Genomic DNA, 24,608 nt, shown 5'->3' on the forward strand with positions numbered 1-24,608 from the left:
ACTGGAGCATGCAACTGAATTCCACCGAAATCAGCGAACTGATCAAGCAGCGCATTGCTCAGTTCAATGTTGTGAGTGAAGCTCACAACGAAGGTACTATTGTTTCTGTAAGTGACGGTGTTATCCGCATCCACGGCCTGGCCGATTGTATGCAGGGTGAGATGATTTCCCTGCCGGGTAACCGTTACGCTATCGCACTGAACCTGGAGCGCGACTCCGTAGGTGCCGTTGTGATGGGTCCATACGCTGACCTTGCCGAAGGCATGAAGGTTAAGTGTACTGGCCGTATTCTGGAAGTACCGGTTGGCCGTGGCCTGCTGGGTCGCGTTGTTAACACCCTGGGTGCGCCAATCGACGGTAAAGGTCCGGTTGAGCACGATGGCTTCTCCCCAATCGAAGTTATCGCACCAGGCGTTATCGACCGTCAGTCCGTTGATCAGCCAGTGCAGACGGGTTATAAGTCCGTTGACGCCATGATCCCAATCGGTCGTGGTCAGCGTGAACTGATCATCGGTGACCGTCAGACCGGTAAAACCGCGATGGCAATCGACGCCATCATCAACCAGCGTGATTCCGGCATCAAATGTGTGTACGTGGCTATCGGCCAGAAAGCGTCCACCATTTCCAACGTGGTTCGTAAACTGGAAGAGCACGGCGCACTGTCTAACACCATCGTTGTGGTAGCAACCGCGTCTGAATCTGCTGCACTGCAATACCTGGCGCCATACGCCGGTTGCGCAATGGGCGAATACTTCCGTGACCGCGGTGAAGATGCGCTGATCGTATACGATGACCTGTCTAAACAGGCCGTTGCTTATCGTCAGGTTTCCCTGCTGCTCCGTCGTCCACCAGGACGTGAAGCATTCCCGGGCGACGTATTTTACCTCCACTCTCGTCTGCTGGAGCGTGCTTCCCGCGTTAACGCGGAATACGTCGAGAACTTCACCAAAGGTGAAGTGAAGGGTAAAACAGGTTCTCTGACCGCTCTGCCGATCATTGAAACCCAGGCGGGTGACGTTTCTGCGTTCGTTCCGACCAACGTAATCTCCATTACCGATGGTCAGATCTTCCTGGAAACCAACCTGTTTAACTCCGGTATTCGTCCGGCGGTTAACCCGGGTATCTCCGTATCCCGTGTGGGTGGTGCTGCTCAGACCAAGATCATCAAGAAACTGTCCGGTGGTATCCGTACCGCGCTGGCACAGTATCGTGAACTGGCTGCGTTCTCTCAGTTCGCATCCGATCTGGACGAAGCAACCCGTAAACAGCTGAGCCACGGTCAGAAAGTGACCGAGCTGCTGAAGCAGAAACAGTACGCGCCAATGTCTGTTGCTCAGCAGGGCCTGGTATTGTTCGCGGCTGAACGCGGTTACCTCGAAGATGTGGAACTGGCGAAAATCGGTAGCTTCGAAGCCGCTCTGCTGGCTTACGTCGACCGTGATCACGCTCCGCTGATGCAAGAGATCAACCAGACCGGTGGCTATAACGACGAAATCGAAGGCAAGCTGAAAGCTATCCTCGATTCCTTCAAAGCAACCCAATCCTGGTAATCGTCCGGCGGCTTGTCTCAGGACAAGCCGTCTGGCATTGAGGAGAAGCTCATGGCCGGCGCAAAAGAGATACGTAGTAAGATCGCAAGCGTCCAGAACACGCAAAAGATCACTAAAGCGATGGAGATGGTCGCCGCTTCCAAAATGCGTAAATCGCAGGATCGCATGGCGGCCAGCCGTCCTTATGCAGAGACCATGCGCAAAGTGATTGGTCACCTTGCGAACGGTAATCTGGAATATAAGCACCCTTACCTGGAAGAACGCGACGTTAAGCGCGTGGGCTACCTGGTGGTGTCGACTGACCGTGGTCTGTGTGGCGGCTTGAACATTAACCTGTTCAAAAAACTGCTGGCGGATATGAAAGGCTGGTCCGATAAAGGCGTTCAGTGCGATCTGGCACTGATTGGCTCTAAAGGCGTCTCTTTCTTTAACTCCGTTGGCGGCAACATTGTCGCTCAGGTGACCGGTATGGGTGATAACCCGTCCCTGTCCGAACTGATCGGCCCGGTTAAAGTGATGTTGCAGGCCTACGATGAAGGCCGTCTGGACAGACTGTACGTTGTCAGCAACAAATTTATTAACACCATGTCTCAGGTGCCTACGCTCACTCAGATGCTGCCGTTACCGGCATCAGAAGATGACGAGCTGAAACAGAAAGCCTGGGATTACCTGTATGAACCCGATCCGAAACCGCTGCTGGATACCCTGCTGCGTCGTTACGTTGAATCTCAGGTTTATCAGGGCGTTGTAGAAAACCTGGCCAGCGAGCAGGCCGCACGAATGGTGGCGATGAAAGCCGCGACCGATAATGGCGGCAGCCTGATTAAAGAGCTGCAGTTGGTTTACAACAAAGCTCGTCAGGCCAGCATTACTCAGGAACTCACCGAGATCGTCTCGGGGGCCGCCGCGGTTTAACCAGGTTTACGAATTACGTAGAGGATTCAAGATGGCTACTGGAAAGATTGTCCAGGTAATCGGCGCCGTGGTGGACGTCGAGTTCCCTCAGGACGCCGTACCACGCGTGTACGACGCGCTTGAGGTACAGAATGGTAACGAGAGCCTGGTGCTGGAAGTTCAGCAGCAGCTCGGCGGCGGTATCGTGCGTACCATCGCCATGGGTTCTTCCGACGGTCTGCGTCGTGGTCTGGAAGTAAAAGACCTTGAGCACCCGATCGAAGTCCCGGTAGGTAAAGCAACGCTGGGTCGTATCATGAACGTATTGGGTCAACCAATCGACATGAAAGGCGACATCGGTGAAGAAGAGCGTTGGGCTATCCACCGCGCGGCACCTTCCTACGAAGAGCTGTCCAGCTCTCAGGAACTGCTGGAAACCGGCATCAAAGTTATCGACCTGATGTGTCCGTTCGCGAAGGGCGGTAAAGTCGGTCTGTTCGGTGGTGCGGGTGTAGGTAAAACCGTAAACATGATGGAGCTGATCCGTAACATCGCGATCGAGCACTCCGGTTACTCCGTGTTTGCGGGCGTGGGTGAACGTACTCGTGAGGGTAACGACTTCTACCACGAAATGACCGACTCCAACGTTCTGGATAAAGTATCCCTGGTTTACGGCCAGATGAACGAGCCACCAGGAAACCGTCTGCGCGTTGCGCTGACCGGCCTGACCATGGCTGAGAAGTTCCGTGACGAAGGTCGTGACGTTCTGCTGTTCGTTGATAACATCTACCGTTACACCCTGGCCGGTACTGAAGTATCTGCACTGCTGGGTCGTATGCCTTCAGCGGTAGGTTATCAGCCTACGCTTGCGGAAGAGATGGGTGTTCTTCAGGAACGTATCACCTCTACCAAAACCGGTTCTATCACCTCCGTTCAGGCGGTATACGTACCTGCGGATGACTTGACTGACCCATCCCCAGCCACCACCTTTGCTCACTTAGATGCAACCGTGGTACTGAGCCGTCAGATCGCGTCTCTGGGTATCTACCCGGCCGTTGACCCGCTGGACTCCACCAGCCGTCAGCTGGATCCACTGGTTGTTGGCCAGGAGCACTACGACACCGCGCGTGGCGTACAGTCCCTGCTGCAACGTTATCAGGAACTGAAAGACATCATCGCCATCCTGGGTATGGATGAACTGTCTGAAGAAGACAAACTGGTGGTAGCACGTGCGCGTAAGATCCAGCGCTTCCTCTCCCAGCCGTTCTTCGTTGCGGAAGTATTCACCGGTGCTCCGGGTAAATACGTTTCCCTGAAAGACACCATCCGTGGCTTTAAAGGCATCATGGAAGGCGAATACGATCACCTGCCAGAGCAGGCGTTCTACATGGTTGGTTCCATCGAAGAAGCCGTGGAAAAAGCCAAAAAACTTTAACGCCTTAATCGGAGGGTGATATGGCAATGACTTACCACCTGGACGTCGTCAGCGCAGAGCAACAAATGTTCTCTGGTCTGGTCGAGAAAATCCAGGTAACGGGTAGTGAAGGTGAACTGGGTATTTTCCCGGGTCACGCACCGCTGCTCACCGCCATTAAGCCTGGTATGATCCGCATCGTTAAACAGTTCGGTCATGAAGAGTTTATCTATCTGTCCGGCGGCATTCTTGAAGTGCAGCCAGGCAGTGTGACCGTTCTGGCCGATACCGCTATTCGTGGCCAGGATCTCGACGAAGCGCGAGCCCTGGAATCGAAGCGTAAGGCTGAAGAGCACATTAGCAGCTCTCATGGTGACGTGGATTACGCTCAGGCGTCTGCGGAGCTGGCCAAAGCGATCGCGAAACTGCGCGTTATCGAGTTGACCAAAAAAGCGATGTAACACCGGCTTGAAAAGCACAAAAGCCAGTCTGGATCCCAGACTGGCTTTTTTTTTCGGCCTTAATTCATGATGAAAAAGATGTAGAATTTTAAGCATCAAACGTTTTTACTTCTCACACAAACTACCGTCAGGATGCGTATGTTAAACAGTGCGATGAGCGTGGTGATCCTTGCCGCAGGCAAAGGTACCCGCATGTATTCCGATCTGCCTAAGGTGCTCCACACGCTGGCAGGAAAGCCAATGGTTCAGCATGTTATTGATGCAGCGAATGAATTAGGCGCCAGCCAGGTGCATCTGGTTTATGGACATGGCGGCGACCTGCTGAAAAAAACGCTGCGTGATGACAATCTCAACTGGGTGCTACAGGCAGAACAGTTGGGTACAGGCCATGCGATGCAGCAGGCTGCACCCTTCTTCGCTGATGATGAAGATATCCTGATGCTCTACGGCGACGTCCCGCTGATCTCCGTTGAAACCCTCACTCGCCTGCGTGAAGCCAAACCGCAGGGCGGCATCGGTTTGTTGACCGTCGTGCTGGACGATCCAACCGGCTATGGCCGCATTACGCGTGAAAACGGCAAGGTAACCGGGATTGTTGAGCATAAAGATGCCACTGACGAACAGCGCCAGATTCAGGAGATCAACACCGGCATCCTGATTGCGAACGGTGCGGATATGAAGCGCTGGCTGTCCAGACTCAACAATAACAACGCGCAGGGTGAATACTACATCACCGATATTATTGCGATGGCGTACCACGAAGGGCGTGAAATTGCCGCCGTTCACCCGGCTCGCATCAGCGAAACGGACGGGGTAAACAACCGTCTCCAGCTTTCTCGCCTGGAGCGTATTTACCAGTCCGAGCAGGCAGAAAAGCTGTTGCTCGCGGGCGTTATGCTGCGCGATCCGGCGCGTTTCGATCTGCGTGGCACGCTGACCCACGGGCGCGACGTTGAAATAGATACTAACGTTATCCTGGAAGGTAACGTCACGTTGGGCAACCGCGTCAAAATCGGCACTGGCTGCGTGATTAAAAACAGCGTGATCGGTGACGACTGCGAAATCAGCCCGTACAGCGTGGTGGAAGATGCCCATCTTGAGGCGGCATGTACCATCGGCCCGTTTGCGCGTCTGCGCCCGGGCGCTGAGCTGCTGGAAGGCGCTCACGTAGGTAACTTTGTGGAAATGAAAAAAGCGCGTCTGGGTAAGGGCTCGAAAGCCGGTCATCTGACCTATCTGGGCGATGCGGAAATTGGCGACAACGTAAACATCGGTGCTGGAACCATCACCTGTAACTATGACGGTGCCAATAAGTTTAAAACCATCATCGGTGATGATGTGTTTGTAGGCTCCGATACCCAGCTGGTGGCGCCCGTCACCGTGGGCAAAGGCGTGACCATTGCCGCCGGGACAACCGTTACGCGCGATGTGGCCGAGAACGAGCTGGTGTTAAGCCGTGTGCCGCAGGTCAGCAAGCAGGGCTGGAAACGCCCGGTGAAGAAGAAGTAACAACAAGGCGGGTGGCGCTATGCTAACCCGCCCTACGATTGAGTAGGCCTGATAAGGCGTAGCCGACATCAGGCAAACCCGGGAGAGGAGATAAATATATATCTCCCCCCACAAGCAGTACCCATAAAAATAACCCCACTCTCTACAAGGCTCGGGGCGCCCGGAAAGGGCAAATACAGGTCAGCGACAACGCATGGCATAATGCCATAATCAGGAAATCTAACTATGTGTGGAATTGTTGGCGCAGTTGCGCAGCGTGATATTGCTGAAATCCTTCTCGAAGGTTTACGTCGTCTGGAATACCGTGGTTACGACTCAGCCGGTCTGGCTGTCGTTGATGCAGAAGGTCATATGACCCGTCTGCGTCGTCTCGGTAAAGTGCAGATGCTGGCCCAGGCTGCGGAAGAACATCCGCTGCACGGTGGCACCGGTATTGCACATACCCGCTGGGCGACCCACGGTGAGCCATCTGAAGGCAACGCACACCCGCATGTGTCTGAACACATTGTGGTGGTGCATAACGGCATTATCGAAAACCACGAACCGCTGCGTGAAGAACTGAAAGCGCGCGGCTATACCTTCGTCTCTGAAACCGACACCGAAGTGATTGCTCACCTGGTGCACTGGGAGCTGGCAAAGGGCGGTACACTGCGTGATGCGGTGCTGCGCGCTATCCCTCAGCTGCGTGGTGCTTACGGTACGGTGATCATGGATTCCCGCGACCCGTCCACGCTGCTGGCCGCGCGTTCCGGTAGTCCGATGGTGATTGGTCTGGGCATGGGTGAAAACTTTATCGCTTCCGACCAGCTGGCGCTGTTGCCGGTTACCCGTCGCTTTATCTTCCTGGAAGAGGGAGACATTGCCGAGGTAACACGTCGCAGCGTGACCGTATTCGACACGAAAGGCGAGCAGGTCAAGCGTCAGGAGATCGAATCAAACCTGCAATACGACGCGGGCGACAAAGGTGCTTACCGTCACTACATGCAGAAAGAGATCTACGAACAGCCAAACGCCATTAAAAACACCCTGACCGGGCGCATCAGCCACGGCGAAGTGGATCTGAGTGAGCTGGGCGCCAATGCCAACGAACTGCTGGGCAAAGTCGAGCACATTCAGATCGTGGCCTGCGGTACCTCTTATAACTCCGGTATGGTCTCGCGCTACTGGTTTGAATCCCTGGCGGGCGTGCCGTGTGATGTGGAAATCGCGTCTGAGTTCCGCTACCGCAAATCTGCGGTGCGTCGTAACAGCCTGATGATCACCCTTTCTCAGTCTGGCGAAACGGCTGATACCCTGGCGGCGCTGCGTCTGTCTAAAGAGTTGGGTTACCTGGGCTCGCTGGCCATCTGTAACGTGCCGGGCTCTTCGCTGGTACGTGAATCCGATCTGGCGCTGATGACCAAAGCCGGTACTGAAATTGGCGTGGCTTCCACCAAGGCGTTTACCACTCAGTTAACCGTTCTGCTGATGCTGGTGGCGAAACTGGCGCGTCTGAAAGGTCTGGATGCCTCCGTTGAACACGACATTGTGCATGGCCTTCAGGCGCTGCCGAGCCGTATCGAGCAGATGCTGTCTCAGGACAAACGCATTGAGGCGCTGGCGGAAGATTTCTCTGACAAACATCACTCCCTGTTCCTGGGGCGTGGCGATCAGTATCCGATTGCGCTGGAAGGCGCACTGAAGCTGAAAGAGATCTCTTACATTCACGCTGAAGCTTACGCGGCAGGTGAACTGAAACATGGCCCGCTGGCGCTGATCGACGCGGATATGCCGGTTATCGTGGTGGCACCGAACAACGAACTGCTGGAAAAACTGAAATCTAACATCGAAGAAGTGCGCGCCCGTGGTGGTGTTCTGTACGTCTTTGCGGATAAAGATGCCGGTTTCGCCAGCAGCGACAACATGCACATCATCGAGATGCCGCATGTGGAAGAGGTGATTGCGCCGATCTTCTATACCGTTCCGCTGCAACTGCTGGCTTATCACGTCGCGCTGATCAAAGGCACCGACGTTGATCAGCCGCGAAATCTGGCGAAGTCTGTTACCGTAGAATAACTCCTTCAGACTCCACCTTCGGGTGGAGTTTTTTTTATGACAACCTGTCATTTTCAGCTATTTTTTCAGTGTCACATAAAGAAAATATTACTGAAATCCTGCCGTCACGTTCCCATTTAAGTGGATGAGAATTAAAGATCTTTTTGGTTTTCTTTAAGTGAAACTTTCTTTGTCATAAAACTGTCATATTTCGTACATTTATCTGTCACCTGTTTGTCCTATTTTGCTCATCGTAGCCACTTAAACAATGATTTACGAAATCCTTGCAGGAGACATTATGAAAGTTATGCGTACCACTGTCGCAACTGTTGTCGCCGCGACCTTATCGATGAGCGCTTTCTCTGCCTTTGCAGCAGCAAGCCTGACTGGCGCTGGTGCAACCTTCCCTGCGCCGGTGTATGCCAAATGGGCGGATACCTACCAGAAAGAGACCGGTAACAAGGTCAACTATCAGGGTATCGGCTCCTCCGGTGGCGTAAAACAAATTACCGCGAATACCGTTGATTTCGGCGCATCCGACGCTCCGCTGTCTGATGAGAAACTGAATCAGGAAGGCCTGTTCCAGTTCCCGACCGTGATCGGCGGCGTTGTGCTGGCTGTTAACATCCCTGGCCTGAAATCAGGCGAGCTGGTGCTGGACGGCAAAACCCTGGGTGACATCTACCTGGGCAAAATCAAAAAATGGGATGACGAAGCCATCACTAAGCTGAACCCGGGCGTTAAGCTGCCTTCGCAGAATATCGCGGTGGTTCGTCGTGCTGACGGCTCTGGTACCTCTTTCGTGTTCACCAGCTACCTGGCGAAAGTGAACGAAGAGTGGAAATCTAAAGTCGGTTCCGGCTCTACCGTTAACTGGCCAACCGGTCTGGGCGGTAAAGGCAACGACGGTATCGCAGCCTTCGTACAGCGTCTGCCTGGCTCTATCGGCTACGTAGAGTACGCCTACGCTAAGCAGAACAACCTGGCTTACACCAAACTGGTTTCTGCCGACGGCAAACCGGTTAGCCCGACCGAAGAGAACTTCGCCAACGCCGCGAAAGGCGCTGACTGGAGCAAATCCTTCGCGCAGGACCTGACCAACCAGAAAGGCGACGATGCATGGCCTATCACGTCTACCACCTTCATTCTGGTCCACAAAGAGCAGAAGAAGCCTGAGCAGGGTGCTGAAGTGCTGAAGTTCTTCGACTGGGCATATAAAAATGGCGGCAAACAGGCTAACGATCTGGATTACGCCAGCCTGCCAGACAGCGTGGTTGAGCAGATCCGTGCTGCATGGAAAACCAACGTGAAAGACAGCAGCGGTAAAGCGCTGTACTAACAGGATATATTTAACGAAGATGGCGGGTGGCGCTGCGCTTACCCGCCCTACGGTTTACTCTGTAGGCCCGGTAAGCGTCAGCGCCACCGGGCATATTCGTAAAAACGTCTCAAAAAGAAGAGTAATTTATGGCTGCAACCAAGCCTGCATTTAACCCTCCGGGTAAAAAAGGTGACATGATTTTCAGCGCGCTGGTGAAACTGGCTGCGCTGATTGTGCTATTGCTGCTGGGCGGCATTATCGTGTCCCTGATTTTCTCCTCCTGGCCGAGCATTCAAAAATTTGGTTTCGCCTTCCTGTGGACCAAAGAGTGGGATGCGCCGAACGATATTTACGGTGCGCTGGTGCCGATTTACGGCACGCTGGTGACCTCTTTTATCGCCCTGCTGATTGCGGTTCCGGTGAGCTTCGGTATTGCCCTGTTCCTGACGGAACTGGCGCCAGGCTGGCTGCGACGTCCGCTGGGTATCGCCATTGAACTGCTGGCGGCCATTCCAAGTATCGTTTACGGCATGTGGGGCCTGTTTATCTTCGCGCCGCTGTTTGCGACGTACTTCCAGGAGCCGGTCGGTAACGTTCTCTCTGCCATTCCGTTTGTGGGGGCGCTGTTCTCCGGCCCGGCATTCGGTATCGGCATTCTGGCGGCAGGTGTGATCCTCGCCATCATGATTATTCCGTACATTGCGGCGGTCATGCGCGATGTCTTCGAACAAACCCCGGTGATGATGAAAGAGTCGGCCTACGGTATCGGCTGCACCACCTGGGAAGTTATCTGGCGCATCGTCCTTCCGTTCACCAAAAATGGGGTGATTGGCGGCATTATGCTGGGCTTAGGCCGCGCGCTCGGTGAAACCATGGCGGTCACCTTTATCATCGGCAACACCTACCAGCTCGACAGCGCCTCGCTTTATATGCCGGGGAACAGTATTACCTCTGCGCTGGCGAACGAATTTGCCGAAGCGGAATCCGGGCTGCACGTCGCCGCGCTGATGGAACTGGGTCTGATCCTGTTTGTTATCACCTTTATTGTGCTGGCTATCTCCAAGCTGATGATTATGCGTCTGGCTAAAAACGAGGGGGCACGCTAATGGCGACTCTCGACATGCAAAACACCGCTCAGCTTGCGGAATCCCGTCGCAAAATGCAGTCAAAGCGCCGGATTAAAAACCGCATTGCGCTGACGCTTTCCATGGCGACGATGGCGTTCGGCCTGTTCTGGCTGATCTGGATCCTGATGTCCACCATCACCCGGGGTATTGATGGAATGTCCCTGGCGCTGTTCACCGAGATGACGCCGCCGCCGAACACGGCGGGTGGTGGTCTGGCAAACGCCCTGGCGGGCAGCGGCCTGCTGATCCTGTGGGCGACCGTTTTCGGTACGCCGTTGGGCATCATGGCGGGTATCTATCTGGCGGAGTATGGCCGCAAGTCCTGGATCGCTGAAGTCATCCGCTTCATTAACGACATTCTGCTTTCTGCCCCGTCGATTGTGGTAGGTCTGTTTGTTTACACCATCGTAGTGGCGCAAATGGAACACTTCTCCGGCTGGGCGGGTGTGATTGCGCTGGCGCTGTTGCAGGTGCCTATCGTTATTCGTACCACTGAAAACATGCTGAAACTGGTGCCGGACAGCCTGCGTGAAGCGGCTTACGCGCTGGGTACGCCTAAATGGAAGATGATTTCGGCGATCACCCTGAAAGCGTCCGTCTCGGGGATCATGACCGGTATCCTGCTGGCTATCGCCCGTATCGCCGGTGAAACCGCACCGCTGCTGTTTACCGCCCTCTCCAATCAGTTCTGGAGCACGGACATGATGCAGCCGATCGCCAACCTGCCGGTGACGATCTTTAAATTTGCGATGAGCCCATTCGCGGAATGGCAGCAGCTGGCCTGGGCCGGGGTGCTGATCATCACCCTTTGCGTACTGTTGCTGAACATTCTGGCGCGCGTCATTTTCGCGAAGAAGAAACACGGTTAAATTTTTACGGCGCGGCACATCGCGGCGCCGAATGAGGAAATGAGTCAATGAGTATGGTTGATACTGCCCCGGGTAAGATTCAGGTTCGTGATTTGAACTTCTACTACGGCAAATTCCATGCCCTGAAGAATATCAACCTGGATATCGCAAAGAACCAGGTAACGGCATTCATCGGTCCGTCCGGCTGTGGCAAATCCACGCTGCTGCGCACCTTTAACAAAATGTATTCGCTCTATCCGGAGCAGCGCGCAGAAGGTGAAATTCTGCTGGACGGTGACAACATCCTGACCAATACCCAGGATATCGCCCTGCTGCGTGCGAAAGTGGGGATGGTATTCCAGAAACCCACGCCGTTCCCGATGTCGATCTATGACAACATCGCCTTTGGTGTGCGTCTGTTTGAGAAGCTCTCCCGTGCGGATATGGACGAGCGCGTGCAGTGGGCATTGACCAAGGCCGCATTATGGAACGAAACCAAAGATAAACTTCACCAGAGTGGGTACTCTCTCTCCGGTGGTCAGCAGCAGCGTCTGTGCATTGCGCGCGGTATCGCCATTCGCCCGGAAGTCTTGCTGCTGGATGAGCCGTGCTCAGCCCTGGACCCGATCTCAACCGGGCGTATCGAAGAGCTGATCACCGAGCTGAAGCAGGATTACACCGTGGTGATCGTGACCCACAACATGCAGCAGGCTGCACGTTGTTCTGACCACACGGCGTTTATGTATCTGGGCGAGTTGATTGAGTTCAGCGATACGGACGCGCTGTTCACTCGTCCGGCGAAGAAACAAACCGAAGATTATATTACTGGCCGCTACGGTTGATTTGCCTTAGTGCATGTGGAGAAACCATGGACAACCTCAATCTTAATAAACACATTTCCGGCCAGTTTAACGCAGAGCTGGAAAGCATTCGCACCCAGGTGATGACCATGGGCGGCATGGTCGAGCAGCAGCTTTCTGATGCGATCACGGCGATGCACAACCAGGACAGCGAGCTGGCGAAGCGCGTTATTGAAGGCGACCACAACGTCAATATGATGGAAGTCGCCATCGACGAAGCCTGCGTGCGCATCATTGCGAAGCGTCAGCCGACGGCGAGCGACCTGCGTCTGGTGATGGCGATCATCAAAACCATCGCCGAGCTGGAGCGTATCGGTGACGTGGCGGATAAAATCTGCCGTACCGCGCTGGAGAAATTCTCCCAGCAGCACCAGCCGCTGCTGGTGAGCCTGGAGTCTCTCGGGCGCCACACCGTGCAGATGCTGCACGACGTGCTGGACGCTTTCGCGCGCATGGATCTGGACGAAGCGGTCCGTATCTACCGTGAAGACAAGAAAGTTGACCAGGAATACGAAGGCATTGTGCGTCAGCTGATGACCTACATGATGGAAGATTCTCGTACCATTCCAAGCGTACTGACCGCGCTGTTCTGTGCGCGCTCCATCGAGCGTATCGGTGACCGTTGCCAGAACATTTGCGAATACATCTTCTATTTCGTGAAGGGGCAGGATTTCCGACACGTGGGCGGCGACGAGCTGGACAAGCTGCTGGCGGGTAAAGATCCGAAAGAGTGATATGTGTGGCGGGTGGCGCTAACGCTTACCCGCCCTACGTTAATTCAACGCGTAATATCCCACCCGCGCGCCTTCCACAACGCTGGCAGTTGCGCCAGATCGGTAAAGGTTGTCACTTTTGGATGGTCGATCGGCTTGTTGTGCGGATCGGCGCAGAAGTAAAACACCTCCATCCCCGCATCAATCCCTGACTGCGCGCCGGCAGATGAGTCATCCACCAGAATGCAGTTCTCCACGTTGACGTTCATCGCCTTCGCCGCGTGGAACATCAGCGCCGGATCGGGCTTCCAGCGCTGGATATCGTAGCCGCTGAACAGTTTTTCCGGGAAGTGGTGCAACATCTCCAGCTTGCCGAGCGAGTGCTGCATTTTGCTGACCGGTCCGTTAGAGACTACGCAGATCGGCACCGTCATCGCATCCAGCAGCGCGTTAGCGCCGGCGATAACTTCCAGCTCGGCGTCGAAGAGGCGTGCGACCTCGGCGCGGTACACCGGTTCCAGATCCGCTTTCACCAGATCCACCCCGTGCTCTTCGTTAATGATGTCGATGATCTCGTACAGCTTCACGCCCTTAAAGCGTTTAAATACCTCTTCGAGATCGAGCGTAATACCAAATTCCTGGAACATGGCGACATACGCGCGGGAACAAATGACCTCACTGTCGACCAGCGTACCGTCACAGTCGAAAAATACCGCTTCAATTCCGGACATGCCTTTCCCTTTTAACAAGTTTAACGTTTTCGTACGGCAGTTCACCGGGACGCAATCGTTGCCGTATAAGCAAAATCAATGAAAAAAGTATCCCGTAACCGCCACTATTGTCGCATTTTGGTATAGGATAGCGACGAATTTTCCCTCCTTGTTCGGAAATTGATGATGAGTCAACAACACACTACCCAGACGTCTGGTCAGGGGCTGCTTGAGCGCGTGTTCAAACTGCGCGAGCACGGCACAACGGCACGCACCGAAGTGATCGCCGGTTTTACTACCTTCCTGACGATGGTCTATATCGTTTTCGTTAACCCACAAATTCTGGGCGTGGCTGGCATGGACACCAGCGCCGTCTTTGTAACCACCTGTCTGATCGCGGCCCTTGGCAGCATCCTGATGGGCGTTTTCGCTAATCTGCCCGTGGCGCTGGCCCCGGCAATGGGCCTGAATGCGTTCTTTGCGTTCGTGGTGGTTCAGGCGATGGGCCTGCCGTGGCAGGTTGGGATGGGCGCTATTTTCTGGGGCGCGGTCGGCCTGCTGCTGCTGACCATCTTCCGCGTGCGCTACTGGATGATTGCGAACATTCCCGTGAGCCTGCGCGTGGGCATCACCAGCGGTATCGGTCTGTTCATCGGCATGATGGGGCTGAAAAACGCTGGCGTTATCGTGGCGAACCCGGAAACGCTGGTGAGCATTGGTAACCTGACCTCTCACAGCGTGCTGCTGGGCGTGCTGGGCTTCTTTATCATCGCGATCCTGGCATCGCGCAACATCCATGCTGCGGTGCTGGTCTCTATCATTGTGACCACGCTGCTGGGCTGGATGCTGGGTGACGTGCATTACAGCGGTATCGTCTCTGCGCCACCGAGCGTCTCTACCGTGATTGGCCACGTTGATCTGGCGGGCTCGCTGAACCTGGGACTGGCCGGGGTGATTTTCTCCTTCATGCTGGTCAACCTGTTTGACTCCTCCGGTACGCTGATTGGCGTGACCGACAAAGCGGGTCTGGCAGATGAAAAAGGCAAATTCCCGCGCATGAAGCAGGCGCTGTATGTGGATAGCATCTCTTCCGTTGCAGGCTCTTTCATCGGTACCTCGTCTGTTACCGCTTACATTGAATCCTCTTCCGGTGTGTCCGTGGGCGGTCGTACCGGCCTGACGGCGGTAGTTGTGGGTCTGCTGTTCCTGCTGGTGATCTTCCTCTCTCCGCTGGCGGGGATGGTGCCACCATACGCGGCAGCCGGCGCGCTGATTTACGTCGGCGTGCTGATGACCTCAAGCCTGGCGCGCGTGAAGTGGGAAGATCTGACGGAAGCCGTTCCGGCATTTATTACCGCGGTGATGATGCCGTTCAGCTTCTCGATCACCGAAGGTATCGCGCTGGGCTTTATCTCTTACTGCGTGATGAAGATAGGTACCGGCCGCTTCCGCGAACTTAGCCCGTGCGTGATTATTGTGGCGCTGCTGTTTGTGCTGAAGATTGTGTTTATTGATGCACACTAAGATGCTGGTGGTGTCAGGTGGCGCTTCGCTTACCTGACCTACTGACGAATGTAGGCCCGGTAAGCGCTAGCGCCACCGGGCTTTTTTATCAGGCCTTCACCCGCTTAATATAATCCCCAAACGCGGTCAGCTGGCCAGAGAGATGGTCACGCGTACTCTGATCCACCACTTCACCCGTCTGCGGGTCGACCTTGTTCTGAATCACGCCGCCCATAAATTCCGGCTTGTTCATCACCATCGCATCCAGGAACACCAGGATCTGACGCAGGTGATACTGGCAGCGCGCGCCGCCGATGGCGCCCATTGAGCTGGTCTGGATCAGCACAGGTTTACCAGACAGCGGCTGCTCCGGTAAACGGGACAGCCAGTCAATGGCGTTCTTCAGACCACCCGGCACCGAGTAGTTATACTCAGGCGTCACAATCACCACGCCGTCAGCCTGACGGATTTGCTCGGCTATCGCTTCCACACCCTGCGGGAACCCTTCTTCCTGCTGAACGTCAGCATCATAAAGCGGGATGTCGCCAATGGACGGCAGGTCACTGATCTCCATTCCCGCAGGCGCCAGCTGCGGCAGCGTACGGGCAACCATCCCGTTAAAAGAACCTTTGCGCAGGCTTCCCAGTAACGTAACAACTTTCAACGTATCAGACATGATTACTCCTGTTTCATCATGATGATCCTGGACGGATCAGCTATGGGTGTATGCTTTTTCTGCCGGTAAACTGGTTAATCGCATCAGGCGCGCGGCGGGCTCGTTGGCGCGCTCAGGTACATCCGGAAGACTACGCCAACCGCGAGTGCTGTCAAACTCCCAGATTTTCAGCCGTTCGATGGCGGGGGTCACCGCAACGGACCAGATCAGTACGTCCTCAGCGTCGCAGAGCGCCTCTACCAGCGAGGCTTTTGTCGCGCGCAGGCGTCCGGAGCCGGGGAGCAGCTGCAACAGGCTGGCGTCGTCTGACGCCGCGCCGCTCAGTTTGCGGATGCTCTGGCGAAGGGTGATGAGCTGCGCTCTGGCTTCAACGGGGTCGTTCTGGTTACGTATCCACAGCTTTTCATTGCTGGAGAGCGGGTATTCATCGAGCGCGTTAGCACCATGGAAGCTGCGCGTGACGCGTTGTAGCTCCATATCCAGGCCGCAATCACCTTCCGTCGTCAGCGCGACGCCAACAATGTTGCCGGTGTACGCAATGGAAAAATGGGGGAGTGCCGGGTCCGCAAAAACCGGACGACCTTCTGGCTGGGTGAGTATGTCCGGTAATTCGCTGGTGCCGTACAGCATAAAAAGCAGTTCTGCGAGGAGCGCTCTGGAAGCTAAAAACCGCGTCCTGCGGTGTTCAGGTAGTTTGAGCGCCTCATTGTGACAGGCTGAAGAAAGTCTGGCCGATACGAGATGCCCTTCCGTTAATGTTCCTCGTGCAAAGTGCGTAGCCATTTTTCGCTCCTTGATAATGGTCGTAGTCGGTTAAACGGTTACATGATTATCGCTTAACTCAGCTTCTGTTTTAATCAGTAAATGGAAATAAGAGAAGCCTGAGCACCGAACTTTACATTATCTTAGGCAAAAACCTGACCTGGTGCGGTATACAGCGCTTTGATCGTCTCGCGCAGCCAGAGGATTTTCGGATTATGGCTGTTCCGTTTATGCCAGATCAGCGTGAAGGGGACGGTGAGCTTTTCTGCCTGCGCCTCATCGATGGGAATGGGCAGACAGACCAGATTACGCTGGTGGAGTTGATTGTAGTGATGGCAGTAGTGCGGCGCAGTGGCAATGTAGTTGTGATCCGGCTGGGCCGCCATAAACATCGACTGTTCAAAACCGGGCAAACTCATGGCGATGTTACGCTCCCGACCCATCTCTCTTAGCACCTCGTCGAGCGCCCAGGTGTCGCTGCGTTCCCAGAAGATGCTGATATGCGGGTAGCGCAGAAACGTCTCCAGATCCCACACTTCCTGGAGCGCGGGATGATCCTCGCGCAAATACACGCACGGACGGTCACTGAACAGGATTTCGTAGTCGATAAACCACGGCATCAGCTTTAGCAGTTCGCGCGAGCGAGGGTGCGTTTCACGCCCGGTGAAGCCCAGATCCACTTCTCCGCGCGTAATGGCGTCCAGCGAATCGTAATCCCATTGGCGCAGCTTCACCGTCGCCTGTGGGTAGCGTTCATTCACCTGCTCCAGCAGGGTATTAAAGCGGATCAGCATCAGCGGTGTTTCGGCGGCGAGCACAAACTTAAGCCCGCCAGGAGAGCTATGGTGGAATTTATCGAGGATCTGGTTGCCAATCTGCATCCAGTCGGCCAAATCCTGTTCCAGACTCACCGTCAGCGGCGTGGGCAATAGCCCTAAAGGCGTTTTCACAAACAGCGGATCGTCGAACCAGTCGCGCAGCTTCGCCAGCGATTTACTCACCGCGGACGGCGTCACGTTCATCCGCTTCGCGGCTTTGGTGACGCTGCGCTCCTGCAACAAAAGTTGCAGGCAAAGTAAAAGATTAAGATCGAGACTGCTGATGGGCTTCTTCATAGTGCGCCGCGGGCTGGATGACCATAAGTAAGGTAATGCAGAGTATGCTACAGCCAATCAGAACCCCGATCAGCATATTCAGCGCGTTAAGGCCGATCACCGCCGCCAGCCAAATCCACAGTGACGAACCGCAGACCTGCGCAATGCCCAGCACCGAGCTTGCCACGCCTGCCCGCAATGAAAACGGGCCAAGTGCCTGACTCATCGCCACACCAAAGCCGACGGAGAATCCGGCGCAGATCAGAGTAATGCCCACCAGCATTACAGCGTGTGAGGTGGCGGTCGCCAGGATCACGCCTGCGGCGAGGAACAGCGTCTGTGAGGTGAGCATCAGCGTGCGCTGGCGGAAGATGTTGAGCGCAAAGGGCGTGGAGAATGAAACCGCCATGCTCACCATCGCGGTTAGCGCCATCACCGTCGAATACTCACCGCGATCGAAGCCCATCGTCTCCATCAGCAACACCGGGGAAACGTTTACATAGGTGAGGATCACCGCCACGCTAAGCGTGGTGATTGTCAGCCGACTCAGGAAAAAGCGATTCATCAGCTTTTCAGCCGGATGGAGGGTTGCGGTGTGATATGGCTGTTGCGAACCGGGATGGGTCTCTTTCAGCACCGTCACGGACAGGATAAAGACGATGGCGCCCATTGCGGCCATGGTCCAGAAAAGACTCTGCCACGGAAATTTAAGCATAATCAGGTAGCCAGCAACCGGTGCCAGCACCGGGATGATGCAGGTAATGCCGTTCAGCATCGACAGCACTTTAGCGCGGCGCTGGGCGCTTAAGGTATCGCGAAGAATAGCAAACGCCACCACGTAACAGCCACCCGCGCCAATGCCCTGGATAAAACGGCCTGACAGGAACATTGTGCTTTCCTGAGCTACTGAAGACAGTACTGATGCCAGCGCAAAGATAACTGCACCCGTAATGGCGACGGGCTGACGGCCTGCTTTATCCGCGATTTTCCCGGCAAATACCATCGACGACGCCATTCCCGCGAGGTAGGCCGAAAACGCGATGTGCAGTTGCGCCTCGCTGGCGCCCAGATCGCGGGCAATATGCGGTAGCCCCACCAGATACATATCAATGCCGGACGGATACAGCAGAACCAGCGCAAAACTACAGAACAGAAAACGAGCCATAAATCCCCCATAGATGCAGGCAAGCAGGATAGGGGGCGTGGAGGGATTAAGCGAGTTGCCATTTGGACAATGGTGATTTCCCTGGAGGAAATCACCCTGTATTAATGGGAATTACTTACCAATGCAGAAGCTCGAGAAAATCCGTCCCAGCAGATCGTCCGACGTAAACTCCCCGGTGATCTCGCTCAGGTTCTGCTGCGCCAGACGCAGCTCTTCCGCCAGCAGTTCACCGGCCCACGCGCCGATCAGCTGGGCTTTACCCTGCTCAAGGTGGCGAGCCGCCTCTTCCAGCGCCTGCAAGTGACGACGACGTGCCAGGAAGCCGCCCTCCATACTGGTGTCGAAGCCCATGCTCTGTTTGAGATGGCTACGCAGGGCTTCCACGCCTTCACCGGTACGGGCCGACAGGCGAATAAGTGAGTGACCATTCACATCGCTGATGCCCAGCGTTTCGCCGGTAACGTCGGCCTTGTTGCGCACCACGGTGATCGGCAGTTTAGCCGGGAGACGGGCGATAAAGTCTGGCCAGATTTCAGCCGGGTCAACGGCGTCGGTTGTGGTGCCGTCCACCATAAACAGCACGCGGTCGGCCTGCTCGATCTCCTGCCAGGCGCGTTCGATACCGATACGCTCGACTTCATCGCTCGCATCGCGCAGGCCAGCGGTGTCGATGATGTGCAGCGGCATGCCGTCGATATGGATATGCTCGCGCAGGACATCGCGGGTGGTGCCGGCTATGTCGGTCACGATCGCCGCTTCACGGCCCGCCAGGGCGTTCAGCAGGCTCGATTTTCCGGCATTGGGGCGACCAGCAATCACCACCTTCATTCCTTCACGCAGCAGGCTGCCCTGGCGCGCTTCGGCGCGAACGGCATCGAGATCGTTCATCACCTGGTTGAGCTGAGCTTCAATTTTACCGTCTGAGAGGAAGTCGATCTCCTCGTCCGGGAAGTCGATAGCCGCTTCGACATAGATTCGCAGGTGAGTAAGTGCTTCCACAAGGTGATTCACGCGTGCGGAAAATGCCCCCTGCAACGAGTTCAGCGCGGAGCGGGCTGCCTGTTCGGAACTGGCGTCGATCAGGTCGGCAATCGCCTCGGCCTGCGCCAGGTCGAGCTTATCGTTGAGGAAAGCACGCTCGGAGAACTCACCCGGCTTTGCAATGCGCAGGCCAGGCAGGGTCAGAATACGTTTTAACAGCAGGTCGAGGATCACCGGGCCGCCGTGACCCTGAAGCTCCAGCACGTCTTCGCCGGTGAAGGAGTTTGGGCCGGGGAACCACAGCGCGATGCCCTGGTCCAGCGGTGTGCCGTCGGCATCCTTAAACGGCAGATAATCAGCGTAGCGCGGCTTTGGCAGTTTACCCAGCACCGCTTCGGCCACCTCACGCGCCTTCAGGCCGGAGATGCGCAGAATGCCTACACCACCGCGTCCCGGTGGGGTTGCCTGGGCGACGATAGTGTCGTTATGGCTCATGGTTGCTCTCGTTCAATACAAATAAAAAAGGCGGTCAATCGACCGCCCTTATTTTAGCGTTAAGTTACCGAATCAGGACTTTTTCTTTTCGCGGCTATGCAGGCCACGTTTTTCCAGACCACGGTAAATCAGCTGCTGCTGGATGATGGTCACCAGGTTGCTGACGATATAGTACAGCACCAGACCTGACGGGAACCACAGGAAGAACACGGTGAAGATGACCGGCATAAAGGTCATGATCTTCTGCTGCATCGGGTCGGTCACGGTGGTCGGAGACATCTTCTGAATGAAGAACATCGTCACGCCCATCAGGATCGGCAGGATGTAGTACGGGTCCTGTGCGGACAGGTCATGGATCCACAGAGCGAACGGCGCGTGGCGCAGCTCAACGGAACCCATCAGCATGTAGTACAGCGCAAGGAAGATTGGCATCTGAATCAGCAGCGGGAAGCAACCACCCAGTGGGTTCACTTTCTCTGCTTTATACAGGGCCATCATCTCCTGGCTCTGACGCTGTTTGTCATCGCCCAGACGCTCACGCATAGCCTGAATCTTCGGCTGTAGCATACGCATCTTCGCCATGGAGGTGTACTGCGCTTTAGTCAGCGGGTACATGATGCCACGAACGATAAAGGTGATAACGATGATGGAGAAGCCCCAGTTACCCAGGAAGCTGTGGATGAACTTCAGCAGCTTAAACAGCGGCTGAGAGATGAACCACAACCAACCGTAATCGACGGTCAGATCCAGGTGCGGCGCAACGGCAGCCATTTTGTCCTGGATTTCCGGGCCGACCCACAGGGTGCTTGCCAGCTTACCGGTTTGACCCGGCTGCACCAGAACTGGCTGAGATTTGTAGCCGATGGCTGCAATACCGTTGCCGAGGTTCGCGGTGTAGAAGTTGTTCGTACCGTCGTTATTCGGTACCCACGCCGTCGCGAAATACTGTTGCAGCATTGCGACCCAACCGCCTTTAGAGCTGACGTTCAGGTTTTCGTTATCGGCAATGGTGTCGAATTTGTATTTCTCGTACTTGGTATCTGGCGTGGAGTAAGCCGCGCCACGGAAGGTATGCAGCGCAAAGTTGCTGCTTCCGGTGTCACGGTGAGACGGCAGATTGATGGACTGCTTCAACTGACCAAAGGTAGAGATTTCCAGTGGTTTCGCACCGGCGTTCTGTACGCTGTAGCCCACGTTCACCGCATACTCACCGCGTTTCAGGGTGAAGGTTTTGGTGAAGGTGTTGCCTGCCGCGTCGGTGTAGGTCATCGGGATAACCAGTTCGTTCTGACCATCAGCCAGCACAAACGTGTCATTCTCGACGTTATACAGTGGACGCGCACCGTTAGCCGGGTTATCCGGGCCATCACGACCGGTCAGGCCGCTCTGCGCCTGGTAGATAAATTCAGGCGTGGTTTCCAGTAACTGGAACGGTTCGGTAGACTTCAGCTCTTTCGGGTAGGTCAACAGCAGCGCCTGCTCAACATCACCACCACGGGTGTTGATAGTCAGCTCAAGCACATCGGTCTTAACCGTAATCTGTTTCCCCTGGCCACTGGCCGGTACGCCCTGGTCGGCGGCGCTACCCGCTGCGGTGGTCGTGGTCTGCGTGGTCTGCTGCTGGGGTTGAGGATTTTTATCCTGCTCCCATGCCTGCCAGATCATGAAAGACACGAACAACAAAGCGATGATAAGAAGATTGCGTTGCGAATCCATCGTTAGTGTTCTCTGGTATCAAAAGGTCCTGGAGGGACGGGGTCGTCTCCACCTGGGTGTAAAGGGTGGCATTTTAATACGCGTTTCACCGTCAACCAACTGCCTTTTATCACTCCAAACCTGCGCAATGCCTCAATTCCGTAGCTTGAGCATGTTGGCGTGAAACGGCAGTGTGGCCCGAGTAGCGGACTAATCAGGCGTTGATAGACCCGAATGAGGGCTATCAGGACCCGCGAGCCAGGCGACAGTGGCGGCGCCATAATTTTTCCAACGCTTCCGAGAGAGCACGGTTATCGAGGTCGGCAACCCCTTTTTTAGCCACCACCACGAAATCCATTGAAGGCAGTTCGTGCTGACGTAAACGGAAGCTTTCACGCGTCAGACGTTTAATCCGGTTGCGTTCATGCGCACGCTTAACGTTTTTCTTGGCGACTGTGAGACCGATGCGGGGATGCCCCAGCGAATTTTGGCGGCCGAGGATGGTGATTTGCGGCGTGCCAGCCCGTAATGGCTGCTGGAAGACGAAAGTGAAATGAGTGGGAGTTAACAAACGTAACTCCCTGGGAAATGCGAGCTTAACCACTCAGGGGTTAGCTTTATTACTTGGAAACGGTCAGACGAGCGCGGCCTTTAGCACGACGACGTGCCAGAACCTGACGACCATTTTTAGTAGCCATACGAGCACGGAAGCCGTGAGAACGGTTGCGCTTCAGTACAGACGGTTGAAAAGTGCGTTTCATGGCGATTTCTACCTAAACTTGAAAAAATTCATGACTTTTGCGGATGCCCGACCGAGTTTCGAATGACGGACGCCGAAGCCGTGGGTGATTAAAGAGGCCGGATTGTAATAATTGTACACTCCGGAGTCAATTCTCTTTCCTTAAATCCCTGTGTATTTCCGCACGTTTTCGCGTGGAAAATGAGCAGCGGACGACGCAGGAAGATGAGCATCACGCGCCGGGTCGAGGATTATACGGGCTCAACGATAAAGCGCAAGGATCGTCCCGGATCTTCGTTAGATCATTTAAGCCAAAAATTGTCTGTGCTCATTAAATTTTCCAATATGCGGCCTAAATCGCGAGGCACTCGCGTCAGGATCGTTTACACTTACCCGATTCCGGATCTTCCTGTGGATAAATCGGGAAGAATCTGTGAGAAACAGAAGATCTCTGGCTCAGTTTAGGCTATGATCCGCGGTCCCGATCGGGATCCAGCGATCCTGGTCGGGCATAAACACAACATCGTTCAGGTTGTATCAACGATAGCGTGTATAACCGCAGATAGCGGTTCGCACATCACCCTGATGGGGTCATGTCGATGTGCGCCAACAATCATGAATATTCAATAGTTTTCTTTTATTGTTCGAGTGGAGTCCGCCGTGTCACTTTCGCTTTGGCAGCAGTGTCTTGCCCGATTGCAGGATGAGTTACCAGCCACAGAATTCAGTATGTGGATCCGCCCGTTGCAGGCGGAACTGAGCGATAACACGCTGGCTTTGTATGCGCCAAACCGTTTCGTGCTCGATTGGGTAAGGGATAAATACCTTAATAACATCAATGGACTGCTGAACGATTTCTGCGGGTCAGATGCCCCACAGCTGCGTTTTGAAGTGGGCACAAAGCCGGTCACCCAAACCGTTCGTGAAGTTGTCAATGTGGCAGCCCCTGCACAGGCGGCGCCCGCGCCAGCGCCTCGCGTTGCACCGGCTCGTCAGGGTTGGGATAACGTTCCGGCCCCCGCTGAGCCTACCTACCGCTCTAACGTTAACGTGAAACACACGTTCGATAACTTCGTTGAAGGTAAGTCGAACCAGCTGGCACGTGCGGCGGCTCGTCAGGTTGCCGATAACCCCGGTGGCGCTTACAACCCGCTGTTCCTGTATGGCGGCACGGGTCTCGGTAAAACGCACCTGCTGCATGCGGTGGGCAACGGCATTATGGCGCGTAAGCCCAATGCCAAAGTGGTGTATATGCACTCCGAACGCTTCGTTCAGGACATGGTAAAAGCCCTGCAAAACAATGCGATCGAAGAGTTTAAACGCTACTACCGTTCCGTTGATGCGCTGCTGATCGATGACATTCAGTTCTTTGCCAATAAAGAACGATCGCAGGAAGAGTTTTTCCATACCTTTAACGCCCTGCTGGAAGGCAATCAGCAGATCATTCTGACCTCGGATCGTTATCCAAAAGAGATCAACGGCGTTGAAGATCGTCTCAAATCCCGCTTTGGCTGGGGCCTGACCGTGGCGATCGAGCCGCCGGAGCTGGAAACCCGCGTCGCGATCCTGATGAAAAAAGCCGACGAGAACGACATTCGCCTGCCGGGTGAAGTGGCGTTCTTCATTGCCAAGCGCCTGCGTTCCAACGTGCGTGAGCTGGAAGGGGCGCTGAACCGCGTTATCGCCAACGCCAACTTCACCGGTCGGGCGATCACCATCGATTTTGTGCGTGAAGCGCTGCGCGATTTATTGGCTTTGCAGGAAAAACTGGTCACTATCGACAATATTCAGAAGACGGTGGCTGAGTACTACAAGATCAAAGTGGCAGATTTACTGTCTAAACGTCGTTCCCGCTCGGTGGCGCGTCCGCGTCAGATGGCGATGGCGCTGGCAAAAGAGCTAACCAACCACAGCCTGCCGGAAATCGGTGATGCGTTTGGTGGCCGTGACCATACGACCGTGCTGCACGCCTGTCGCAAGATCGAGCAGTTACGCGAAGAAAGCCACGACATAAAAGAAGATTTTTCCAATTTAATCAGAACATTATCATCGTGACG

Annotated in this window: 23 protein-coding genes; 13 read left to right on the forward strand and 10 right to left on the reverse strand. The window is 55.1% G+C overall.

Translation table 11 applies throughout. The annotated features are described in order from the left end of the window. Positions 1-8 precede the first annotated feature (8 nt). From atpA to phoU, 11 genes are all read left to right on the forward strand, one after another. Positions 9-1,550, forward strand: coding sequence for a F0F1 ATP synthase subunit alpha (gene atpA, locus ACJTMZ_RS18385; protein ID WP_003862367.1), 1,542 nt, complete (start codon positions 9-11; stop codon positions 1,548-1,550). Between the two features lie 51 nt (positions 1,551-1,601). Beyond that, complete coding sequence (gene atpG, locus ACJTMZ_RS18390) at positions 1,602-2,465, forward strand: F0F1 ATP synthase subunit gamma (protein ID WP_003862364.1); 864 nt, start codon at positions 1,602-1,604, stop codon at positions 2,463-2,465. 31 nt (positions 2,466-2,496) lie between these two features. After that, on the forward strand, positions 2,497-3,879 hold the full coding sequence (gene atpD, locus ACJTMZ_RS18395) for a F0F1 ATP synthase subunit beta (RefSeq protein ID WP_015570150.1): 1,383 nt from the start codon (positions 2,497-2,499) through the stop codon (positions 3,877-3,879). A 20-nt stretch (positions 3,880-3,899) separates the two neighbouring features. After that, positions 3,900-4,319, forward strand: a complete 420-nt coding sequence (locus tag ACJTMZ_RS18400) for a F0F1 ATP synthase subunit epsilon (RefSeq protein WP_006177560.1) — start codon at positions 3,900-3,902, stop codon at positions 4,317-4,319. A gap of 138 nt (positions 4,320-4,457) precedes the next feature. After that, a complete protein-coding gene (gene glmU, locus ACJTMZ_RS18405; RefSeq protein ID WP_023302808.1) occupies positions 4,458-5,828 on the forward strand; it encodes a bifunctional UDP-N-acetylglucosamine diphosphorylase/glucosamine-1-phosphate N-acetyltransferase GlmU in 1,371 nt (456 codons plus the stop codon). Positions 5,829-6,053: 225 nt separating this feature from the next. Then, positions 6,054-7,883: a glutamine--fructose-6-phosphate transaminase (isomerizing) gene (gene glmS / locus ACJTMZ_RS18410; RefSeq protein WP_015570148.1), complete on the forward strand. Its 1,830-nt coding sequence runs from the start codon at positions 6,054-6,056 to the stop codon at positions 7,881-7,883. Positions 7,884-8,160: 277 nt separating this feature from the next. Next, positions 8,161-9,201: a phosphate ABC transporter substrate-binding protein PstS gene (gene pstS, locus ACJTMZ_RS18415; RefSeq protein ID WP_017383706.1), complete on the forward strand. Its 1,041-nt coding sequence runs from the start codon at positions 8,161-8,163 to the stop codon at positions 9,199-9,201. A 128-nt stretch (positions 9,202-9,329) separates the two neighbouring features. Then, complete coding sequence (pstC, locus tag ACJTMZ_RS18420) at positions 9,330-10,289, forward strand: phosphate ABC transporter permease PstC (RefSeq protein ID WP_015570141.1); 960 nt, start codon at positions 9,330-9,332, stop codon at positions 10,287-10,289. Then, positions 10,289-11,179, forward strand: coding sequence for a phosphate ABC transporter permease PstA (gene pstA / locus ACJTMZ_RS18425; protein ID WP_003861156.1), 891 nt, complete (start codon positions 10,289-10,291; stop codon positions 11,177-11,179). The genes pstC and pstA overlap by 1 nt, the downstream gene beginning before the upstream one ends. A gap of 47 nt (positions 11,180-11,226) precedes the next feature. Continuing rightward, on the forward strand, positions 11,227-12,000 hold the full coding sequence (gene pstB / locus ACJTMZ_RS18430; RefSeq protein WP_003861154.1) for a phosphate ABC transporter ATP-binding protein PstB: 774 nt from the start codon (positions 11,227-11,229) through the stop codon (positions 11,998-12,000). A gap of 26 nt (positions 12,001-12,026) precedes the next feature. Beyond that, the gene (gene phoU, locus ACJTMZ_RS18435; protein ID WP_003861153.1) at positions 12,027-12,752 is read left to right on the forward strand and encodes a phosphate signaling complex protein PhoU; all 726 of its coding nucleotides are present in this window, start codon (positions 12,027-12,029) and stop codon (positions 12,750-12,752) included. A 44-nt stretch (positions 12,753-12,796) separates the two neighbouring features. Here phoU and yieH read toward each other — a convergent pair whose 3' ends face one another. Continuing rightward, on the reverse strand, positions 12,797-13,462 hold the full coding sequence (gene yieH / locus ACJTMZ_RS18440; protein WP_017383705.1) for a 6-phosphogluconate phosphatase: 666 nt from the start codon (positions 13,460-13,462) through the stop codon (positions 12,797-12,799). 165 nt (positions 13,463-13,627) lie between these two features. On the opposite strand from yieH, the gene adeP reads away from it, so the two are divergent. Further along, entirely contained in the window at positions 13,628-14,965 is a 1,338-nt protein-coding gene (gene adeP, locus ACJTMZ_RS18445) for an adenine permease AdeP (protein ID WP_137984248.1), read from the forward strand. A gap of 88 nt (positions 14,966-15,053) precedes the next feature. Here adeP and ACJTMZ_RS18450 read toward each other — a convergent pair whose 3' ends face one another. The 9 genes from ACJTMZ_RS18450 to rpmH form a co-directional block, all read right to left on the reverse strand. Next, positions 15,054-15,620, reverse strand: coding sequence for an NADPH-dependent FMN reductase (locus ACJTMZ_RS18450; RefSeq protein ID WP_032103310.1), 567 nt, complete (start codon positions 15,618-15,620; stop codon positions 15,054-15,056). A 36-nt stretch (positions 15,621-15,656) separates the two neighbouring features. Beyond that, the gene (locus ACJTMZ_RS18455; protein ID WP_032103312.1) at positions 15,657-16,403 is read right to left on the reverse strand and encodes a 4'-phosphopantetheinyl transferase superfamily protein; all 747 of its coding nucleotides are present in this window, start codon (positions 16,401-16,403) and stop codon (positions 15,657-15,659) included. Positions 16,404-16,525: 122 nt separating this feature from the next. After that, on the reverse strand, positions 16,526-17,497 hold the full coding sequence (gene yidZ / locus ACJTMZ_RS18460) for an HTH-type transcriptional regulator YidZ (RefSeq protein WP_006808760.1): 972 nt from the start codon (positions 17,495-17,497) through the stop codon (positions 16,526-16,528). Further along, positions 17,466-18,641 (reverse strand): MFS transporter, encoded by a 1,176-nt coding sequence (locus tag ACJTMZ_RS18465; protein WP_045333542.1) that lies wholly within the window; start codon positions 18,639-18,641, stop codon positions 17,466-17,468. The genes yidZ and ACJTMZ_RS18465 overlap by 32 nt, the downstream gene beginning before the upstream one ends. Positions 18,642-18,752: 111 nt before the next feature. Then, a complete protein-coding gene (gene mnmE / locus ACJTMZ_RS18470) occupies positions 18,753-20,117 on the reverse strand; it encodes a tRNA uridine-5-carboxymethylaminomethyl(34) synthesis GTPase MnmE (RefSeq protein WP_015570136.1) in 1,365 nt (454 codons plus the stop codon). 72 nt (positions 20,118-20,189) lie between these two features. Then, positions 20,190-21,833 carry a membrane protein insertase YidC gene (gene yidC / locus ACJTMZ_RS18475; RefSeq protein WP_003861138.1) on the reverse strand — a complete coding sequence of 548 codons (1,644 nt, stop codon included), beginning with the start codon at positions 21,831-21,833 and terminating at the stop codon, positions 20,190-20,192. A 2-nt stretch (positions 21,834-21,835) separates the two neighbouring features. Continuing rightward, on the reverse strand, positions 21,836-22,093 hold the full coding sequence (gene yidD / locus ACJTMZ_RS18480; protein ID WP_001307474.1) for a membrane protein insertion efficiency factor YidD: 258 nt from the start codon (positions 22,091-22,093) through the stop codon (positions 21,836-21,838). After that, positions 22,057-22,416 carry a ribonuclease P protein component gene (rnpA, locus tag ACJTMZ_RS18485; RefSeq protein WP_006808764.1) on the reverse strand — a complete coding sequence of 120 codons (360 nt, stop codon included), beginning with the start codon at positions 22,414-22,416 and terminating at the stop codon, positions 22,057-22,059. Before rnpA ends, yidD begins: the two co-directional genes overlap by 37 nt. A gap of 16 nt (positions 22,417-22,432) precedes the next feature. Continuing rightward, a complete protein-coding gene (gene rpmH / locus ACJTMZ_RS18490) occupies positions 22,433-22,573 on the reverse strand; it encodes a 50S ribosomal protein L34 (protein ID WP_000831330.1) in 141 nt (46 codons plus the stop codon). Positions 22,574-23,211: 638 nt separating this feature from the next. On the opposite strand from rpmH, the gene dnaA reads away from it, so the two are divergent. Next, positions 23,212-24,606, forward strand: a complete 1,395-nt coding sequence (gene dnaA, locus ACJTMZ_RS18495) for a chromosomal replication initiator protein DnaA (protein WP_003861124.1) — start codon at positions 23,212-23,214, stop codon at positions 24,604-24,606. Positions 24,607-24,608 lie beyond the last annotated feature (2 nt).

This window comes from Enterobacter sp. DN (assembly GCF_046054285.1).
Classification (GTDB): domain Bacteria; phylum Pseudomonadota; class Gammaproteobacteria; order Enterobacterales; family Enterobacteriaceae; genus Enterobacter; species Enterobacter hormaechei_C.